The organism is Clostridium sp. (assembly GCF_022482905.1).
Taxonomy (GTDB): Bacteria; Bacillota; Clostridia; order Clostridiales; family Clostridiaceae; genus Clostridium_B.
In genome coordinates, this window is record NZ_JAKVOI010000001.1 from 1,490,947 (window position 1) to 1,506,666 (window position 15,720).

Annotated in this window: 14 protein-coding genes; all 14 read right to left on the reverse strand. The window is 34.8% G+C overall.

The window, feature by feature from the left end; translation table 11 throughout:
* Positions 1-88: 88 nt before the first annotated feature.
* Positions 89-1,222, reverse strand: coding sequence for a cell division protein FtsZ (gene ftsZ, locus LKE46_RS07355; protein WP_291719883.1), 1,134 nt, complete (start codon positions 1,220-1,222; stop codon positions 89-91).
* 16 nt (positions 1,223-1,238) lie between these two features.
* Entirely contained in the window at positions 1,239-2,516 is a 1,278-nt protein-coding gene (gene ftsA / locus LKE46_RS07360; protein ID WP_291719886.1) for a cell division protein FtsA, read from the reverse strand.
* A 171-nt stretch (positions 2,517-2,687) separates the two neighbouring features.
* Positions 2,688-3,962, reverse strand: a complete 1,275-nt coding sequence (locus LKE46_RS07365) for a glycosyltransferase family 2 protein (protein WP_291719887.1) — start codon at positions 3,960-3,962, stop codon at positions 2,688-2,690.
* Positions 3,963-4,096: 134 nt separating this feature from the next.
* The gene (locus LKE46_RS07370; protein WP_291719889.1) at positions 4,097-5,152 is read right to left on the reverse strand and encodes a type IV pilus twitching motility protein PilT; all 1,056 of its coding nucleotides are present in this window, start codon (positions 5,150-5,152) and stop codon (positions 4,097-4,099) included.
* A 111-nt stretch (positions 5,153-5,263) separates the two neighbouring features.
* Complete coding sequence (sigK, locus tag LKE46_RS07375) at positions 5,264-5,968, reverse strand: RNA polymerase sporulation sigma factor SigK (protein ID WP_291719891.1); 705 nt, start codon at positions 5,966-5,968, stop codon at positions 5,264-5,266.
* A gap of 72 nt (positions 5,969-6,040) precedes the next feature.
* Positions 6,041-7,723: a penicillin-binding transpeptidase domain-containing protein gene (locus tag LKE46_RS07380; protein WP_291719894.1), complete on the reverse strand. Its 1,683-nt coding sequence runs from the start codon at positions 7,721-7,723 to the stop codon at positions 6,041-6,043.
* An 82-nt stretch (positions 7,724-7,805) separates the two neighbouring features.
* Positions 7,806-9,032: a peptidase U32 family protein gene (locus LKE46_RS07385; RefSeq protein ID WP_291719896.1), complete on the reverse strand. Its 1,227-nt coding sequence runs from the start codon at positions 9,030-9,032 to the stop codon at positions 7,806-7,808.
* Between the two features lies 1 nt (position 9,033).
* The gene (locus LKE46_RS07390; RefSeq protein ID WP_291719898.1) at positions 9,034-9,687 is read right to left on the reverse strand and encodes an O-methyltransferase; all 654 of its coding nucleotides are present in this window, start codon (positions 9,685-9,687) and stop codon (positions 9,034-9,036) included.
* A 14-nt stretch (positions 9,688-9,701) separates the two neighbouring features.
* Positions 9,702-10,727, reverse strand: coding sequence for an endolytic transglycosylase MltG (gene mltG, locus LKE46_RS07395; RefSeq protein ID WP_291719902.1), 1,026 nt, complete (start codon positions 10,725-10,727; stop codon positions 9,702-9,704).
* Positions 10,728-10,739: 12 nt separating this feature from the next.
* On the reverse strand, positions 10,740-12,563 hold the full coding sequence (gene typA, locus LKE46_RS07400) for a translational GTPase TypA (RefSeq protein ID WP_291719907.1): 1,824 nt from the start codon (positions 12,561-12,563) through the stop codon (positions 10,740-10,742).
* 167 nt (positions 12,564-12,730) lie between these two features.
* Positions 12,731-13,090 carry a YlbF family regulator gene (locus LKE46_RS07405; RefSeq protein WP_291719910.1) on the reverse strand — a complete coding sequence of 120 codons (360 nt, stop codon included), beginning with the start codon at positions 13,088-13,090 and terminating at the stop codon, positions 12,731-12,733.
* 28 nt (positions 13,091-13,118) lie between these two features.
* Positions 13,119-14,786, reverse strand: coding sequence for a ribonuclease J (locus tag LKE46_RS07410; protein ID WP_291719912.1), 1,668 nt, complete (start codon positions 14,784-14,786; stop codon positions 13,119-13,121).
* 21 nt (positions 14,787-14,807) lie between these two features.
* Positions 14,808-15,281 (reverse strand): Fur family transcriptional regulator, encoded by a 474-nt coding sequence (locus tag LKE46_RS07415; protein WP_291719914.1) that lies wholly within the window; start codon positions 15,279-15,281, stop codon positions 14,808-14,810.
* 159 nt (positions 15,282-15,440) lie between these two features.
* Positions 15,441-15,698 (reverse strand): DUF1292 domain-containing protein, encoded by a 258-nt coding sequence (locus tag LKE46_RS07420; RefSeq protein ID WP_291719917.1) that lies wholly within the window; start codon positions 15,696-15,698, stop codon positions 15,441-15,443.
* Positions 15,699-15,720 lie beyond the last annotated feature (22 nt).

Here is a 15,720-nt window from a genome sequence, read left to right on the forward strand (position 1 = left end):
AAAGAAATGTAATTTTGATATGAAAATTTGACAACAATGAAAAACAAATAGAGTCCATGTGCAATTGATTGCACATGGACTCTATTTATTATCTGCCATTTCTCTGCTGTCTTCTGAGAAAGGCTGGTATTTCAAGATCGTCTTCATTTAAATCGTTGTAATCCGAAGTAGCTGCAGCCTCACTTTTTGCATCTGATCCATTTTTAAACCGTCTACCGCCGCTATTTACATCTTTTTTTAAATTGTTATCTGGCTTGATTTTTTCCTTGTCCTCTTCAAACCCTGTAGCTATTACTGTAATTCTTATTTCATCTTTAATGTCCTCATCTATTACTGCTCCAAATATTATATTGGCATCCGGATCAGCAGCATCCTGAACAATTTCTGCAGCTTCATTAATTTCAAGTAATCCAAGATCCGAACCACCTGTTATATTTAGCAGGACTCCAGTAGCACCAACTATGGAAGTCTCAAGAAGGGGGCTTGATATAGCCTGTTTTGCGGCATCCTGTGCCCTATTGTCACCATTTCCCTTACCAACTCCCATGTGGGCAAGACCTCTATCCAGCATTATAGTTCTTACATCTGCAAAATCCAGATTTACGAGCCCCGGTATCGTTATAAGATCGGATATACCCTGTACGCCCTGTTTTAAAACATCATCTGCATATTTAAAAGACTCCATAAGCGTGGTCTTCTTGTCGACTATGGAGAGTAACCTCTCATTTGGAATTGTAACAAGGGTATCCACTCTATCCTTTAAATTTTTTATTCCCATTTCAGCATGTATCATTCTCTTCCTTCCTTCAAAAGGAAAAGGTTTTGTCACCACCCCTACAGTAAGTATTCCCATAGACTTGGCTGTCTCTGCAATTACAGGAGCTGCACCGGTTCCAGTTCCGCCGCCCATTCCTGCAGTTATAAAAACCATGTCTGCACCTTTTATTGCCTGAGCTATCTCATCCTTACTTTCATCGGCAGCTTTTTGCCCTATTTCAGGGTTTGCTCCAGCTCCCAGTCCTTTGGTAAGTTTTTCACCTATTTGTATTTTCTGTGATGCCTGTGAAAGCATCAAAGCCTGTTTGTCTGTATTTATAGCTATAAATTCTACATTTTTCAATCCCTCAGTTATCATTCTGTTTACAGCATTGTTTCCTCCTCCGCCGCACCCTATTACCTTTATTTGAGCAAACTGCTGAACATCAACATCAAAATCTAGCACAATAAAACCCTCCTCATTAGAAAAAATCTGTAAAAAACTCTTTTATTTTTGATACGAACCCACTATTTTCATATTTTTCATTTTCTATTTCAATATCTTTCTCTTCCATCTTTTTAATATTTTCCATCTTATTGTTCTGATGCTTGTCTAATTTTTTTTCATACCTGCCCCTTACGGAATTAGCTGCATCCTCCACTATTCCAACTGCAGTTACATATATTGGACTTGATGCCCCTATGTAATTTGGTATTCCAATTCTAACCTGTTTATTCAATATATCACTGCTAAATTCCTGTATTCCTTTTATCTGAGATATTCCTCCACCTACAAAAACCACTTCTGATATGCTTTCATAATTACTAAGGGATTTTAATTTATTATTTATTATGGACAACATTTCCTCTACCCTTGCTTCTATTACCTGAGTAAGCATATTATAATCTACCTGTATCTTATTGTTATAATCTGTATTGATTTCTATCTTCAAAGTTTTTTCTCTGGATTCTGCTCCAACAATACCATATTTCTTCTTCAAATCTTCAGCAGATGATATAGGGATTTTCAGGCAAACGGAAATATCATTGGTTATACTATTTCCTCCAATCAATACAGTTGTTATATTGTTTAATTTTCCCCCTTCATAATTATAAATATTTATAGAATCTGCACCTATATCTACAAGTGCAACCCCTCTCTGCATTTCTTCATCCTTTAAAACAACTCTGGATATGGCCGTAGGTTCAAATACAAGTCCAAGTACCTTAATTCCAGCTTTGTTTACACTTTTAAAAAAATTGTTTATTATACTGGATTGCGCCAGTATAATCTGTGCATCTACCTCAAGCCTGACTCCACTCATACCTACAGGATCTTTTATCTTGTCATATCCATCAATTATATATTGTTCGGGTATTATACCTATTATTTCTTTATCGTTGGGAATAGTAACTATTTTAGATGCTTTTAAAACTCTTTTTACGTCATTTTCTTTTACTTCGCCGTCTTCTGAAGATATGGCAACTACTCCTTTTGTTTCTATAAGTTCACTCAATCCCCCTGGAAGTGCTATATATGCTTCTTCTATTTTAATGTCTATCATCCTTTCAAGATCGTATACACACTTTCTTATAGATTCCGAAGTACTGTCTATATCTATTACGACTCCCTTTTTTACACCATTACAATCAAAAGAAGTAATCCCCATTATCTGCATTTTACCATACTTGTCTAATTTACCCGCTGCAGCACATATATTAGATGATCCGACATCTATTCCTATTATATAATCATTCATTAAATATTCTCCCCCTTAAAACAGAACCATCAAACATATATATTCAACAAGAAAGTTAAATTTCCTCTTATTATTTTATCATATTTTAATAAATTCTAAAATATAATTAACTTGATTACTCACATACAATAAAAGGAAAAGGCTGTCTGCTCCTTTTCCTGTAATTTTATTTTAATTGGCTTTTCTAAGATCCTTTATTTTAACACTTCTTGTATGAACTGTATGAATCCAGTCCTTACTGTTCTTGTTCAAAATTCCCTGAATAGAAATTGGGAACCATGTAAATACATAAATTGGGTATATTATGTAATAAAAAAACACTTTGCAGTTCAACTTTTTTTCCATCACAAGTATAATCGGCGTATATATATACTGCATCAGTGAAAATATTATAGCCAAAATAGTAAACATATTAAAATCTATAGAATATATCACCGTATTGAAATTTGATATTATATTGTATGTCATCATAAAATATTGAATCAGACCACTTAATGCAGATATACCTATTAAAACTGCAATTATTGGTTGAATGCTATAAAGTGCACAATCTATTGGAATAAAACTAAAACTGGTTATACCTTTTTTTATAAGCTTAAAAAAGTACCTGCTTGATACATCTGCAAATCCCTGCATCCATCTTTTTCGCTGCTTCCATGACTGAGAAAGCGTAAGAGGCTTTTCATCATATACTATCGCATCATGAGCCCAGCCAACTTTATATCCATTTAATATGAATTTACAGGTAAACTCCAAATCCTCAGTAAGGCATGTAGCTCCCCATCCCAGATTTTTCAATACATCTGTCTCTATACAAAAGCCAGTTCCTCCAAGCTGTGTAGATAATCCTAAATTGCTCTTTGCAAGCTGGAACATCCTGTTGTTAGTCCAGAATGCAATGGAATAACTTCCTGTAATCCAAGTATCTTGAGGATTTTTACTATCCAAATATCCTTGAACAACCTTGTACCCCTTGTTGAGTTTTCTGTTCATGGCTCTTAAAAAATTTTTGTGTACCAAATTATCGGCATCGAATATGGCAACTGCAGAATACTTTTTATTCATCTTAAATAATTTATTGAACATCCATTCCAGTGCATATCCTTTTCCTCTTTTATCTTTATTAAAGCGTTCATATACTAGAGCACCTTTTTCCCTTGCCTTTTTGGCAGTTGCATCATTACAATTGTCTGCAATGACAAATATATCATACAACTCCTTAGGATAATCCAGTGCCTTTAAACTTTCAACAATATCGCCAATTACTATTTCCTCGTTGTGAGCTGCAACAACAAGTGCAAAACTCATCTGATTTTTTACCTCTTTATCATCCTTTTTTCTCCATAAACCAAAAAACGATATGCACAGGTAGTATATCGATATTATATAAACAGTATAAGTTAAAATGCGAGAGGCACCATGAATTATTTGCCGAAAAACGTCCAATTTAATCCCCCCTAATTTAAGGTTATTTTAACACAAATATTAATTAATTACTATAGTAGTTATATATAATTAACTAATATTTTGCACAAATTCCTTAACCTCTATATGGAGGTAAAAACCTTTAAAGTCCTCATTTAAAGTTCTATTATTCTCCTTGTCATTTCTCTATCTGTTGCATAAGCAAGTGCCGATTCCACTGATATCACATTTTTTTTACACAACTCGGATAATGACATATCCATAGTCTTCATTCCATATTTAACTCCGGTCTGCATGGAAGATTCAATCTGGTGAGTTTTTCCTTCCCTTATCATGTTCTTTATAGCTTCTGTGGCTATCATTATTTCAAAGGCGGCTACTCGCTTTTTACCATCTATACTAGCTATTAATTGCTGTGATATTATTCCCTGCATAACTGATGCCAATTGTATCTTGACCTGCTGCTGCTGATATGGCGGAAATACATCTATAATTCTATCTATGGTTTTCGCAGCACCTATAGTATGTAGTGTTGAAAATACCAGATGCCCTGTTTCCGCAGCAGTAAGAGCAATTGATATTGTATCCAGATCTCTCATTTCTCCAACCAGAATTACATCAGGATCCTCCCTGAGTACAGATTTTAGTGCAGTTGAATAACTTTTAGTATCTTTCCCTATTTCTCTTTGATTTATAATCGATTTATTATGTTTGTGAAGATATTCTATTGGATCTTCAAGGGTTATTATATGTGCTGCTCTCGTTGAATTAATCTCATTTATCATTGCAGCCAAAGTAGTACTTTTGCCACATCCCGTAGGTCCTGTTATCAAAATCATACCTCTCGTATACGAAACAAGTTGTCTTACTACGGAAGGAAGTTTAAGCTCATTTAAATTCGGCACCTTGAGTCCTACTACCCTTATGGCAATTGCAGTACTTCCTCTCTGCTTGAATACATTTACCCTAAACCTTCCAAGGCCCGATACTGAAAATGAGCTGTCAATTTCTCCTCTCTCAATATATTTTCCATAATCATTTTTAAGTATTTCTTTTGCATATATTTCTGTATCACCTGGCTTTAACTTTTCCTTTTCAATTTCACTTAATATCCCATTTTTTCTTATAACCGGCGGGATACCTACAGTTAGATGTAAATCAGATGCTTTTTCCTTAACAGTTATTTCTAATAAATCTTCTAGTAACCTCACTGTGTTTCTCCTTTCGTTGATGTTCACCTTAAACAAGTTCCTATATTTATTATTCGTATCATATTTAAAAGTATTTAATTGTGTATGTTTAAATTCGACGAAATATATGAGTTACTTGTTTTTACCATAATTCATCTCTTTATATAGTTTCTTTAAGGCCTTTTTTTCAATTCGTGAAACATAGGATCTTGATATTCCAAGAAATTTTGCTATTTCCCTTTGAGTCCGCGGCTTGCCTTCAGACAGCCCATATCTCATTTCAACTACACATTTTTCCCTTGTTGTAAGACACGTATTTATTTTTGAATACAGTCTTTTTACCTGCATTTTATGTTCCACAATTTCAACTATAGAATCTTCATCACTTCCCAGTACATCCATAAGCGATATTTCATTGCCTTCCTTGTCAATTCCTATAGGATCCTGCAGATACACTTCACCCTTTATTTTTTTATTATTTCTTATAAGCATAAGTATCTCATTTTCAATACACTTTGCAGCATAAGTGGCAAGTCTTGTACCCTTGGATGAATCAAAAGAATCTATAGCTTTTATTAATCCAACTGTTCCAATCGAAATAAGATCATCTATATCTTTTCCTGGATAAGAGTACTTTTTCACAATATGTGCTACCAATCTTAAATTTCTTTCAACCAAAATACTTTTAGCCAGTTGATCTCCCTCTTGTAGTTTATTTAAATAACATTTTTCTTCCTCGTCATTTAGAGGTTGTGGAAATGAACTGTTATTCGTAACATATGCTGTCATAAACAACATGTTACTGATAATATCTAATAAGCAATTTGTTAAAAACACAGCTGCTCCTCCTAATAGTGCTTATTAATATACTATGAAATTCATTAATAAAAAGTGCCTATATATTCTGATTTAATTTTTTGTTGAATCCTGTTTAAGATTTGACACTATATCTTTAAAAATTGGTGCAGCTGTATTACCTCCACTTTCATTATCTTTATCTATATCCTGAACAAATACTATCATTGAATAATTTTTGCCATTTAAATTGAAGAAACCCGCAAACCAACCGTCAGAATGTTCTTCTATGGACTTGCTCTTTGAGGAAAGTTCCATTCTCTGGGTAGTTCCTGTCTTTCCTCCTATCTCTACATCATCCATATAAGCTGCTATACCAGTACCCTTTTTTACTACATCTATCATCTGACTTTTCATTTCATTGGCAGTAGATTCTTTTAAAATCTGTTTGCTGCTGTATTCTGCCTTTTCTATAACATTGTTGTCATTATCCACATAGGCGTCAATTATGTGTGGCTTTACATATACACCTGAATTCACCACAGTATTAGGTATACTTATAGCTTCAACTGGAGTTATCCTGATATTCTGACCTATGGATGTCAGTCCAAGACTTCCATCTGAAATTTTGGGATCTGTGGTTTCAAAAGCTCCATTTTTTTCCTCATCAAAATTCAGTACTTTTTCAAGAAGCCCCTGTTCACTGGAATTTTTATAAAGACTTTCATATCCAACTTTGCTGGCTATCTGTGAAAATACATCATTACTTGATGCAACAAAAGCTTCTGCTGGAGTATACGTGCCGTGATCAAGCTCTTTTTCATGTTCATCTTCCTTTTCATACAATCCCGTTGACGTAAATTTGTCAGATAAAAATATCTTATTTTCATCAAGCCCGGCTTCCTCCACTATTACTTTAAATATGGAACCAGGAAAAAATCCATGATTTGTAGATACTCCAAGATTTACATTTGGATTTGTATCGTCTTTCTGAACTATTGCCCGGATGTCACCTGTGTTTGCCTCCATCAAGACTGCACCTATCTGGCTGAATTTTTTATATTTATAATTGTTCAATATACTTTTTATATTGTCTTCCATATTCTTGTTCAATGTAAGTCTTAAATTAACATTATTTTTCCCTGTTTTTTTAGTTTCGCTTATTATATTGTTATTCACGTCTTTTTGAAACACAACTTGTGATGTTTTATTATTCTTCGTCTTCTCACTCAGCTGCATTTCTATGGAATTCTTTGATTTTGTGGAATCATCCACGGTTCTCCTTGGATTTATAAGCAAATTTTCAATTTTCCATACACCGTTTCTGTCCACCGGCATATATTCATAAGCGTAAAACCCCTTTATTCCTTTAAGCTTTTTTAATTTTTCGTAAGTGCTCTCATCTACCTCAAAGTACATTTTCTGACTGCTTTTCAATACTCCGATTTTTGAAATATCATAATCCTTATTATAATTTCTAAGTATGTATATCAAAGTGAGAATTTCTTCGGATTTTATATTTTCATTGTCCCTTATAAATACATCAGGACATATTACAGCATAATATTTCTTGTTGTAATTCAGCAGCTGATTGCCATCGCAATCAAATAGAAGGAAATTAACGTCAGTTGTATTTTCTGCATAGGCGTACTGTGAGTTTGCCATAACACTTAATTTGTTATATTCAAAATGCTGTATTCCAAATATCTTGAAACCCAATATCAAAAATAATACAATGAATATTAAGAAAACACAATTCTGCCTTTTCCCAATTTTATTTCTATCTATCTCCAACATATAAAACACCTCATCTAGACTAATTTTTGTCCAAAATAAGGTGTTTTATACACAATATACTATAATTTTTCAACCAATTTGTTTATAGTATTGCTTTAGGTTTTATAAGCATGTCATCTGCCTTCAAATCAACATCAGACTGCACCGTAAATATCATCTGGGCTCTTGGTGCGCATGATATCTTCCTGCCATCATCATCCTTCATATAATCCAGATTCAAGTACACATTGTCATCTTTTGGGCTGAGCACTTCAACTCTGTCACCATCATAGACCTTGTTTCTCTGTTCTATAGTTGCAATCCTCTTTTGCCTGTCATAATACCTCACTATTCCCACTATATCATAATCCCTTATATATGACGAAGTTTCATATATCTGGGAATCCGGCCTTCCAAAATAAAATCCAGTAGAATAGATTCTATGACTTACCTTCAACAAATTGTCAAGCCACTTCTGCTGAAATACATAACTTTGAGAATTCTCAAAATAAGAATCGATTGCCTGCCTGTAAGATTTAACAACAGCCGCTACATAGTAGGAACTTTTCATCCTGCCTTCTATTTTAAACGAGTCAACACCAGAATCCACAAGTTCAGGAATATGTTCTATCATGCATAAATCCTTTGAATTCAATATATATGCACCTCTGTCATCCTCAAATACGGGGAAATATTCACCAGGTCTTTTTTCTTCCATAAGATAATACTTGTATCTGCAGGGCTGTGCACACTCACCTCTGTTTGCATCCCTGCCCGTCATATAATTTGATATAACACATCTTCCAGAGTAGGACATGCACATTGAGCCATGTATGAACACTTCCATCTCACATTCACCTGGAAGATGATTTCTTATATATTTTATATCTTCAAGAGATATTTCTCTTGCCATTACTATTCTCTTAACACCCTGATTATACCAAAATTCAGATGATTTCAAGTTTACAGTATTTGCCTGGGTGCTCAAATGAAGTTCCAGCTCTGGAACAACTTCTTTTGCAGTCATTATTATTCCCGGATCGGATACAATTATTGCATCTACTCCCATTTCATACAAATCCTCCAGGTAATCGGAAAGCCCCTTCAAGTCATCATTGTGGGGAAACACGTTCACTGTTACATAAACCTTTCTGTTTTTGCCATGTGCATACTTTATTCCATCTCTAATATCTTCGTCTGTAAAATTATCTGCAAAGGCCCTCAAATTAAGCTTGCTTCCGCCCAAATAAACTGCATCCGCGCCAAAATTTACGGCGGTCTTCAATTTTTCAATATTTCCTGCCGGTGCCAGAAGTTCTGGTTTTTTCATATTAACTCCTCCTGATCGTAATAGATATCCCATCACCCATGGGTATAACAGAAGTTATAAATTTTTTGTCGTCAGATATCATCTCTAGATATTTTCTCATTCTCTTGACTATCGTTATTTTTCTCCTGTCAATCAGTTCGTCGCATGCTATCATGCCCCTAAAAAGTACATTATCCGCCACTATTATGCCATCCTTTTCAAGAAGTTCCAGACATTTAGGCAAAAAATGATTATAATGACCTTTTCCTGCATCTATAAATATAAGATCATACTTGCAGTCCAATTGTGAAATCTGCTCCATACAATCTCCTTCTATTACATCTATATTATTTTCCAGTCCACATTTCTCTATATTCTTCCTTGCAGTCCTGACCATATTGGCATCTCTTTCAATAGTAGTTATATGATGTCCTTTATTTTTGCAGCCAAGACTCATGAGAATTGAAGAATATCCTATGGCAGTACCTAATTCCAGTATTCTGTCAGGTTTCTTTATATCAATCAACAGTTCCAAAAATCTTGCAACCTCTCTTTGAACTATGGGAATCGAATTCTCCTCTGCATAATCCTCAAGATGTTTCAATATGCTGGAATGTTCTCCAATCAATGACCTTATGTAATCCTCTATATAGCCAACGCTAACACCTTTGCTCATTTCTTCCTCCAAAATCAATCTCCCTGTGTAACTTTTTTAACTTCCAAAAATTTTTTCTCATCATCAGTAAAAAAATGTGTACCATCATTATTGGACACAAAATACAGATAGTTCGTGTTATCCGGATTTATGGCCGATTCAATACATCCCCTGCCGGGATTTGATATAGGCCCTTCTGGAAGTCCATTTACAATATAAGTGTTAAAAGGTGATTTAACCTCCAGATCCTTATAATAAAGTTTGTCTTTGTGCACATTCAGGGCATAGAGTACTGTAGCGCATGACTGCAGTTTCATACCCTTTCTGAGTCTGTTGTAAAATACAGAAGCTGCCTTTGGCCTCTCATCAGGTTTTTCAACTTCCTTTTCTATAATGGATGCCATTGTCACTACCCTGTCCAATTCCTTGTTTGAAAATTCCTTGTTGTTCTCCTTTTCAATTTCCGACATAACCTGTGAAAATCTGTTCAACATTGTTTCTATTATAATATCTCCACTGGTTCCTTTCAAAAATTTATAAGTATCTGGAAACAAATACCCTTCCAGCACATATCTTCTCTTCATATCTGCAGTTATAAATTCAGGATATCTATAATTTCTACAACTCGACAAGAATTCCTTTCTGCCTATAATTCCCTTTTTATCAAGTTCTCCAGCTATATGTTCCACATCGTATCCTTCCGGTATTGTAACTTTAACAGGCCGATCATCCTTGATACCATCCTTTAAATAATCCACAAAACTATTCAATGTAATATCCCTTGAAAAAGAATACCCACCTGCTTTTGCTGACACATCTGCATAATTACGATTCAAATACCATTTCAGCAAGCTGTTCTTCCTGATAATATTGCTGTGTTCAAGCTCATCAACAACTTTATCTATATTCTTGTCCTTATCTACAGTAAAATTAATTCTACCACTGTTATTTTGAAGGGGATGAATTATCCCCTCATATTCATAATAAACCATGCCGACGATAAAAACAATTAAGGCAAAACCACAGATTAGAAAAATTCTTGTCAAATTATTTTTCAACACAAACAATCCTTTCTATTTTCTTCTCATGGCTTTCTTTCTCAGATCTGTCTTCAATATTTTCTTTCTCATCCTTATATTTTCAGGCGTAACCTCAACCAATTCATCAGATGCTATGAACTCAAGTGATTTTTCAAGACTCATAGGTGTAACAGGAACCAGCTTTAACGCTTCGTCTGCTCCAGAAGATCTTGTATTTGAAAGATGCTTTTTCTTGCATACATTTACCTCTATATCCTCAGGACGTGAACATTCTCCAGCTATCATTCCCTCATAGACTTCCACTCCCGGTCCTATAAAAAGCGTTCCCCTTTCCTGGGCATTGAACAGTCCGTATGTTATTGATGTACCAGGTTCAAATACCACAAGTGAACCCTTGGTCCTCTCAGATATATCACCCTTATACGGCTCATATCCATCAAGCACATGATTCATTATCCCATTACCTTTTGTATCGGTCATAAATTCACTTCTAAACCCGATAAGTCCTCTTGCAGGTACTCTAAATTCAAGCCTTGTATATCCATTAACTGCTGAAGTCATATTTACCATTTCAGCTTTTCTGGGACCAAGCTTCTCCATTACTACTCCCATAAATTCTTCCGGAACATCTATTGTAAGATATTCAATAGGCTCCAGCTTGTGTCCATTTTCCTCCCTGAATATAACCGTCGGTTTTGAAACCTGAAATTCATAGCCTTCTCTTCTCATAGTCTCTATCAATATGGAAAGGTGAAGTTCACCTCTTCCGCTTACTTTAAAACAGTCCGGTGAATCTGTTTCTTCAATTTTAAGAGAAACATTTGTCTCCAGTTCTTTAAAAAGTCTGTCTCTCAGATGTCGTGAAGTTACATATTCACCTTCCTTTCCTGCAAAGGGTGAATCATTTGTCATAAAATACATGCTAAGTGTAGGTTCATCTATGTCTACAAAAGGAAGTGCCTCCGGATTGGATGTATCAGCTATGGTCTCACCTATATTTACATCCGGGATTCCAGATATGGCTACTATATCTCCAAGTTTGGCTTCATCCGTCTCCTCCTTTTTGAGGCCGGTATATACAAACAAGTTGGAAACTCTTACATTTTCTACACTTCCATCCCTCTTTATATGTGCAACCTGCTGATTTTTCTTTATAGTTCCCCTTGTTATTTTTCCTACTCCTATTCTCCCAACATATTCATTGTGATCTATTGTTGTAATAAGCATTTGAAAAGGCATATCCATGTATCCTTCGGGTGCAGGTACATTTTTAACTATTGTATCGAACAGCGGGTCCATATTAGTGGAATCGTCCCCGACATCCAATTTTGCGACTCCTGTTTTTGCAGAACAGTATACCACAGGGAAATCAAGCTGTTCGTCATTGGCTCCAAGTTCCACAAACAGGTCAAACACTTCATCCAAAACCTCGTTTGGCCTTGCATTTGGCTTATCTATCTTATTTATGACAACTATCGGATTTAATTTTAATTCCAGTGCCTTTTTCAATACAAACTTTGTCTGAGGCATAGGTCCTTCATAGGCATCTACCAAAAGCAGAACGCTGTCTACCATCTCAAGCACACGCTCTACTTCGCCGCCAAAATCAGCATGTCCCGGTGTATCTACAATATTTATCTTTATTCCATCATGCACAACGGAAGTATTTTTCGAAAGTATAGTTATACCTCTTTCTTTTTCAAGAGCATTTGAATCCATAACTCTTTCTTCAACTTTTTCATTTGCCCTAAACACATGACTTTGTTTAAGCAATGCATCAACCAATGTGGTTTTACCATGATCTACATGCGCTATTATCGCCACATTTCTTATATCGTTTCTTGTAAATAAATTCATTATTATTCCTCCAATTTATACTTAAACTCATCAAATGCATTAATTATGATAAGCGCTCAAAAAAATTGGATACTTTTTAGTATCCAATTAAGTTAACATATCTATTTTAATATCATAGTCTAAAAAAGTCAACGTGCTTCAATCAGTTTTTGAAATTTTAACATCAGTTATCTCTTGTCTTTATTTATACCAAAGGAAAAATCAATACCTATGGCATCATTCAATATTTTCAATATATCCTGCCACATAACAGTAAACTTCTGCTCCGACTGTATATATTCATTTACAGAAGAATTACCCATTATCACAGTTCCAATATCATTAAACCTTTTCCTTGTACCATCCGATATCTTACCATTTTTCATCTGTTCTGCATATGCATTCATCTGTATAGTTCTAAAATCATCCAGAACTTTTTTATTGGAATCACTATTCTCTATATCTTTGCTTGCCTTTCGCAGATTAATGACTTCCTCACAACTCTCAAGCTCTTTTGCGAACTCCCTTGCCTTGTCATATATACTCATTTCAAATTGAATCCCCTTTATAAAAATTCTATATTTCCATAATTATAGGAAGTATCATAGGTTTTCTCTTGGTTTTTTCATATAGAAATGTTCTCAAAACTTCCTTGACGTTAGACTTAATATTTGCCCACTCTGTTATATGCTTTTCTTCACAATCTTTAAGCACATCACGTACAAGTTCTTTTGCTTCTTCCATGAGGTCTTCCGATTCTCTTACATACACAAAACCTCTTGAAATTATATCAGGCCCTGCAATAACACTTCCACTTTCCTTTTCAATAGTGACGACTACTGTAAGTATTCCATCCTGTGAAAGATGCTTTCTGTCCCTCAATACTATATTTCCTACATCTCCAACACCAAGGCCGTCTACAAATACCTGACCTGAAACCACGGTACCATTTTTCCTTATAGAATCCCTTGAAAGTTCTACTACATCACCATTATCTGCTATAAGTATATGCTTTGAAGGCATACCAAGCTTCATTGCCAAATCTGCATGCTGTTTCAAATGTCTGTATTCACCATGAACCGGCATAAAGAATTTTGGCTTTACCAGTGTATGCATGAGTTTCAATTCTTCCTGGCAGGCATGACCTGAAACGTGTACATCTGCAAGCGCCTCATATATAACTTCTGCACCTTTTTTAAACAGCTGATTTATAACTCCGGATATCAATTTTTCATTTCCCGGTATTGCACTTGCTGAAATTATTATCCTGTCGCCAGGTATTATATTTACCTTTTTATGCTCGGAAGCCGCCATCCTTGAAAGTGCAGACATTGGTTCTCCTTGTGTACCCGTGGTTATTATTACCAACCTGTCATTTGGATATCTGTTTATAGCGTCTATACTTATAATCGTATTCTTGTCTGCCTCAATATATCCAAGATTTACGGCTACCTCCATTATATTTTCCATGCTTCTTCCAGATATGGCAACTTTTCTATTATACATCTGTGCTGCTGTTATTATCTGCTGTATCCTGTGTATATTAGAAGCAAAGGTTGCCACTATTATTCTATTTTTAGCACTTGCAAAGTACTTCTGAAAAGTTTCCCCAACAGTACTTTCGGACATTGTATATCCGGGTCTTTCAACATTTGTACTATCTGCCAGCATAAGAAGCACACCTTTTTTGCCGAGTTCGGCAAACCTTGCTAAATCAATCGGACTTCCATCAATGGGAGTATAATCCACTTTGAAATCTCCTGTATGAAGTATTACTCCAATGGGGGTGTGTACTGCTATAGCAGTTGAGTCAGCAATACTATGGCTGGTTCTTATGAACTCAACTGACATATTATTAAGCTTTATAATATCCTTTGGTTTTACAGTAATGAGTTTAACCTTATCCGAAAGTCTATGCTCCTTCAATTTTGTCTCAACTATGCCAAGAGTCAATTTTGTACCATATACAGGTATATTCACCTCCTTAAGTACATATGGAAGAGCTCCTATATGGTCCTCATGACCGTGGGTGAGAAACACACCTCTCACTCTGTCAATATTCTTTTTAATATAAGTGATATCGGGTATGACTAAATCTATTCCCAGCATCTCTTCATCCGGAAATTTAAGTCCACAGTCAATTATTATGATGTCATTCTTGTATTCTATGGCTGTCATATTCTTCCCTATTTCACCTAATCCACCTAGTGGAATAATTTTTACCTTATCTTTTTCTTTACGCAAAAAAATCCTCCTTTCCTCTATTTATCCTTTTTCTTCTTTTTCTGATTTCTTTAAACAATCACTGCATATTCCGTAAAACTTTAGACTATGATTTAAAATTTTAAAATTATATTTACTCTCTATTTGTGATTCCAGACCTTCCAGAAGATGATCCGGAACTTCAATTATCTTTGAACACTTCGTACAGATAAGATGATGATGATGATGTATTTCCTTTTCATGAACTATTTCATACCTGCCACATCCATCGTCTAAATCCAACTTACATATGACACCTATATCCTCCAGCAATTGGACTGTTCTATAAACTGTTGCCAGTCCTATTTCAGGACAGTCTTTTTTCACCATGTCATATATCTGCTCTGTTGTCAAATGTCTACCTTCATTTCTTATTATTATATCAACTATAGCCCGTCTCTGCGGCGTAAGTTTATACCCCTTTTCCTTTAAACTGTTTTTCAATCTTTCTATTTCACCAGATGAAAGTCTTGACATTATAATACCTCATTTCAACTATAATTTTATAGGTTAACTACATCTTAGTTTGATGCTCAAAAAGATAATAGTCAATTGAAAATCAATTAATATCAAAATTAAAAGCTATGATGAAATCATAGCTTTTAATTTTGATATTAATACCTTGTAAAAATTATACTATATATCATCTTCAAAAAGCATCTCATATGCACTAACTACATCGGAAAATTCACTATCATCTTCCACAGTACTAAGTACACTATTTCCGTTTTCATCTTCATCTATTCTAAGAGCTATTGCTTCTTCATTATTGCCATCATGTGGGATTGCAATTATATATTCTCTGTCTTCTATGTCAAATTTAGTAACAAGTTCGAATTTTACTTTATTTCCATTTTCGTCTTCAAGGACTATATCCTTCAAATCATTTTCCATAAAGGCACAACTCCGTTTTTTA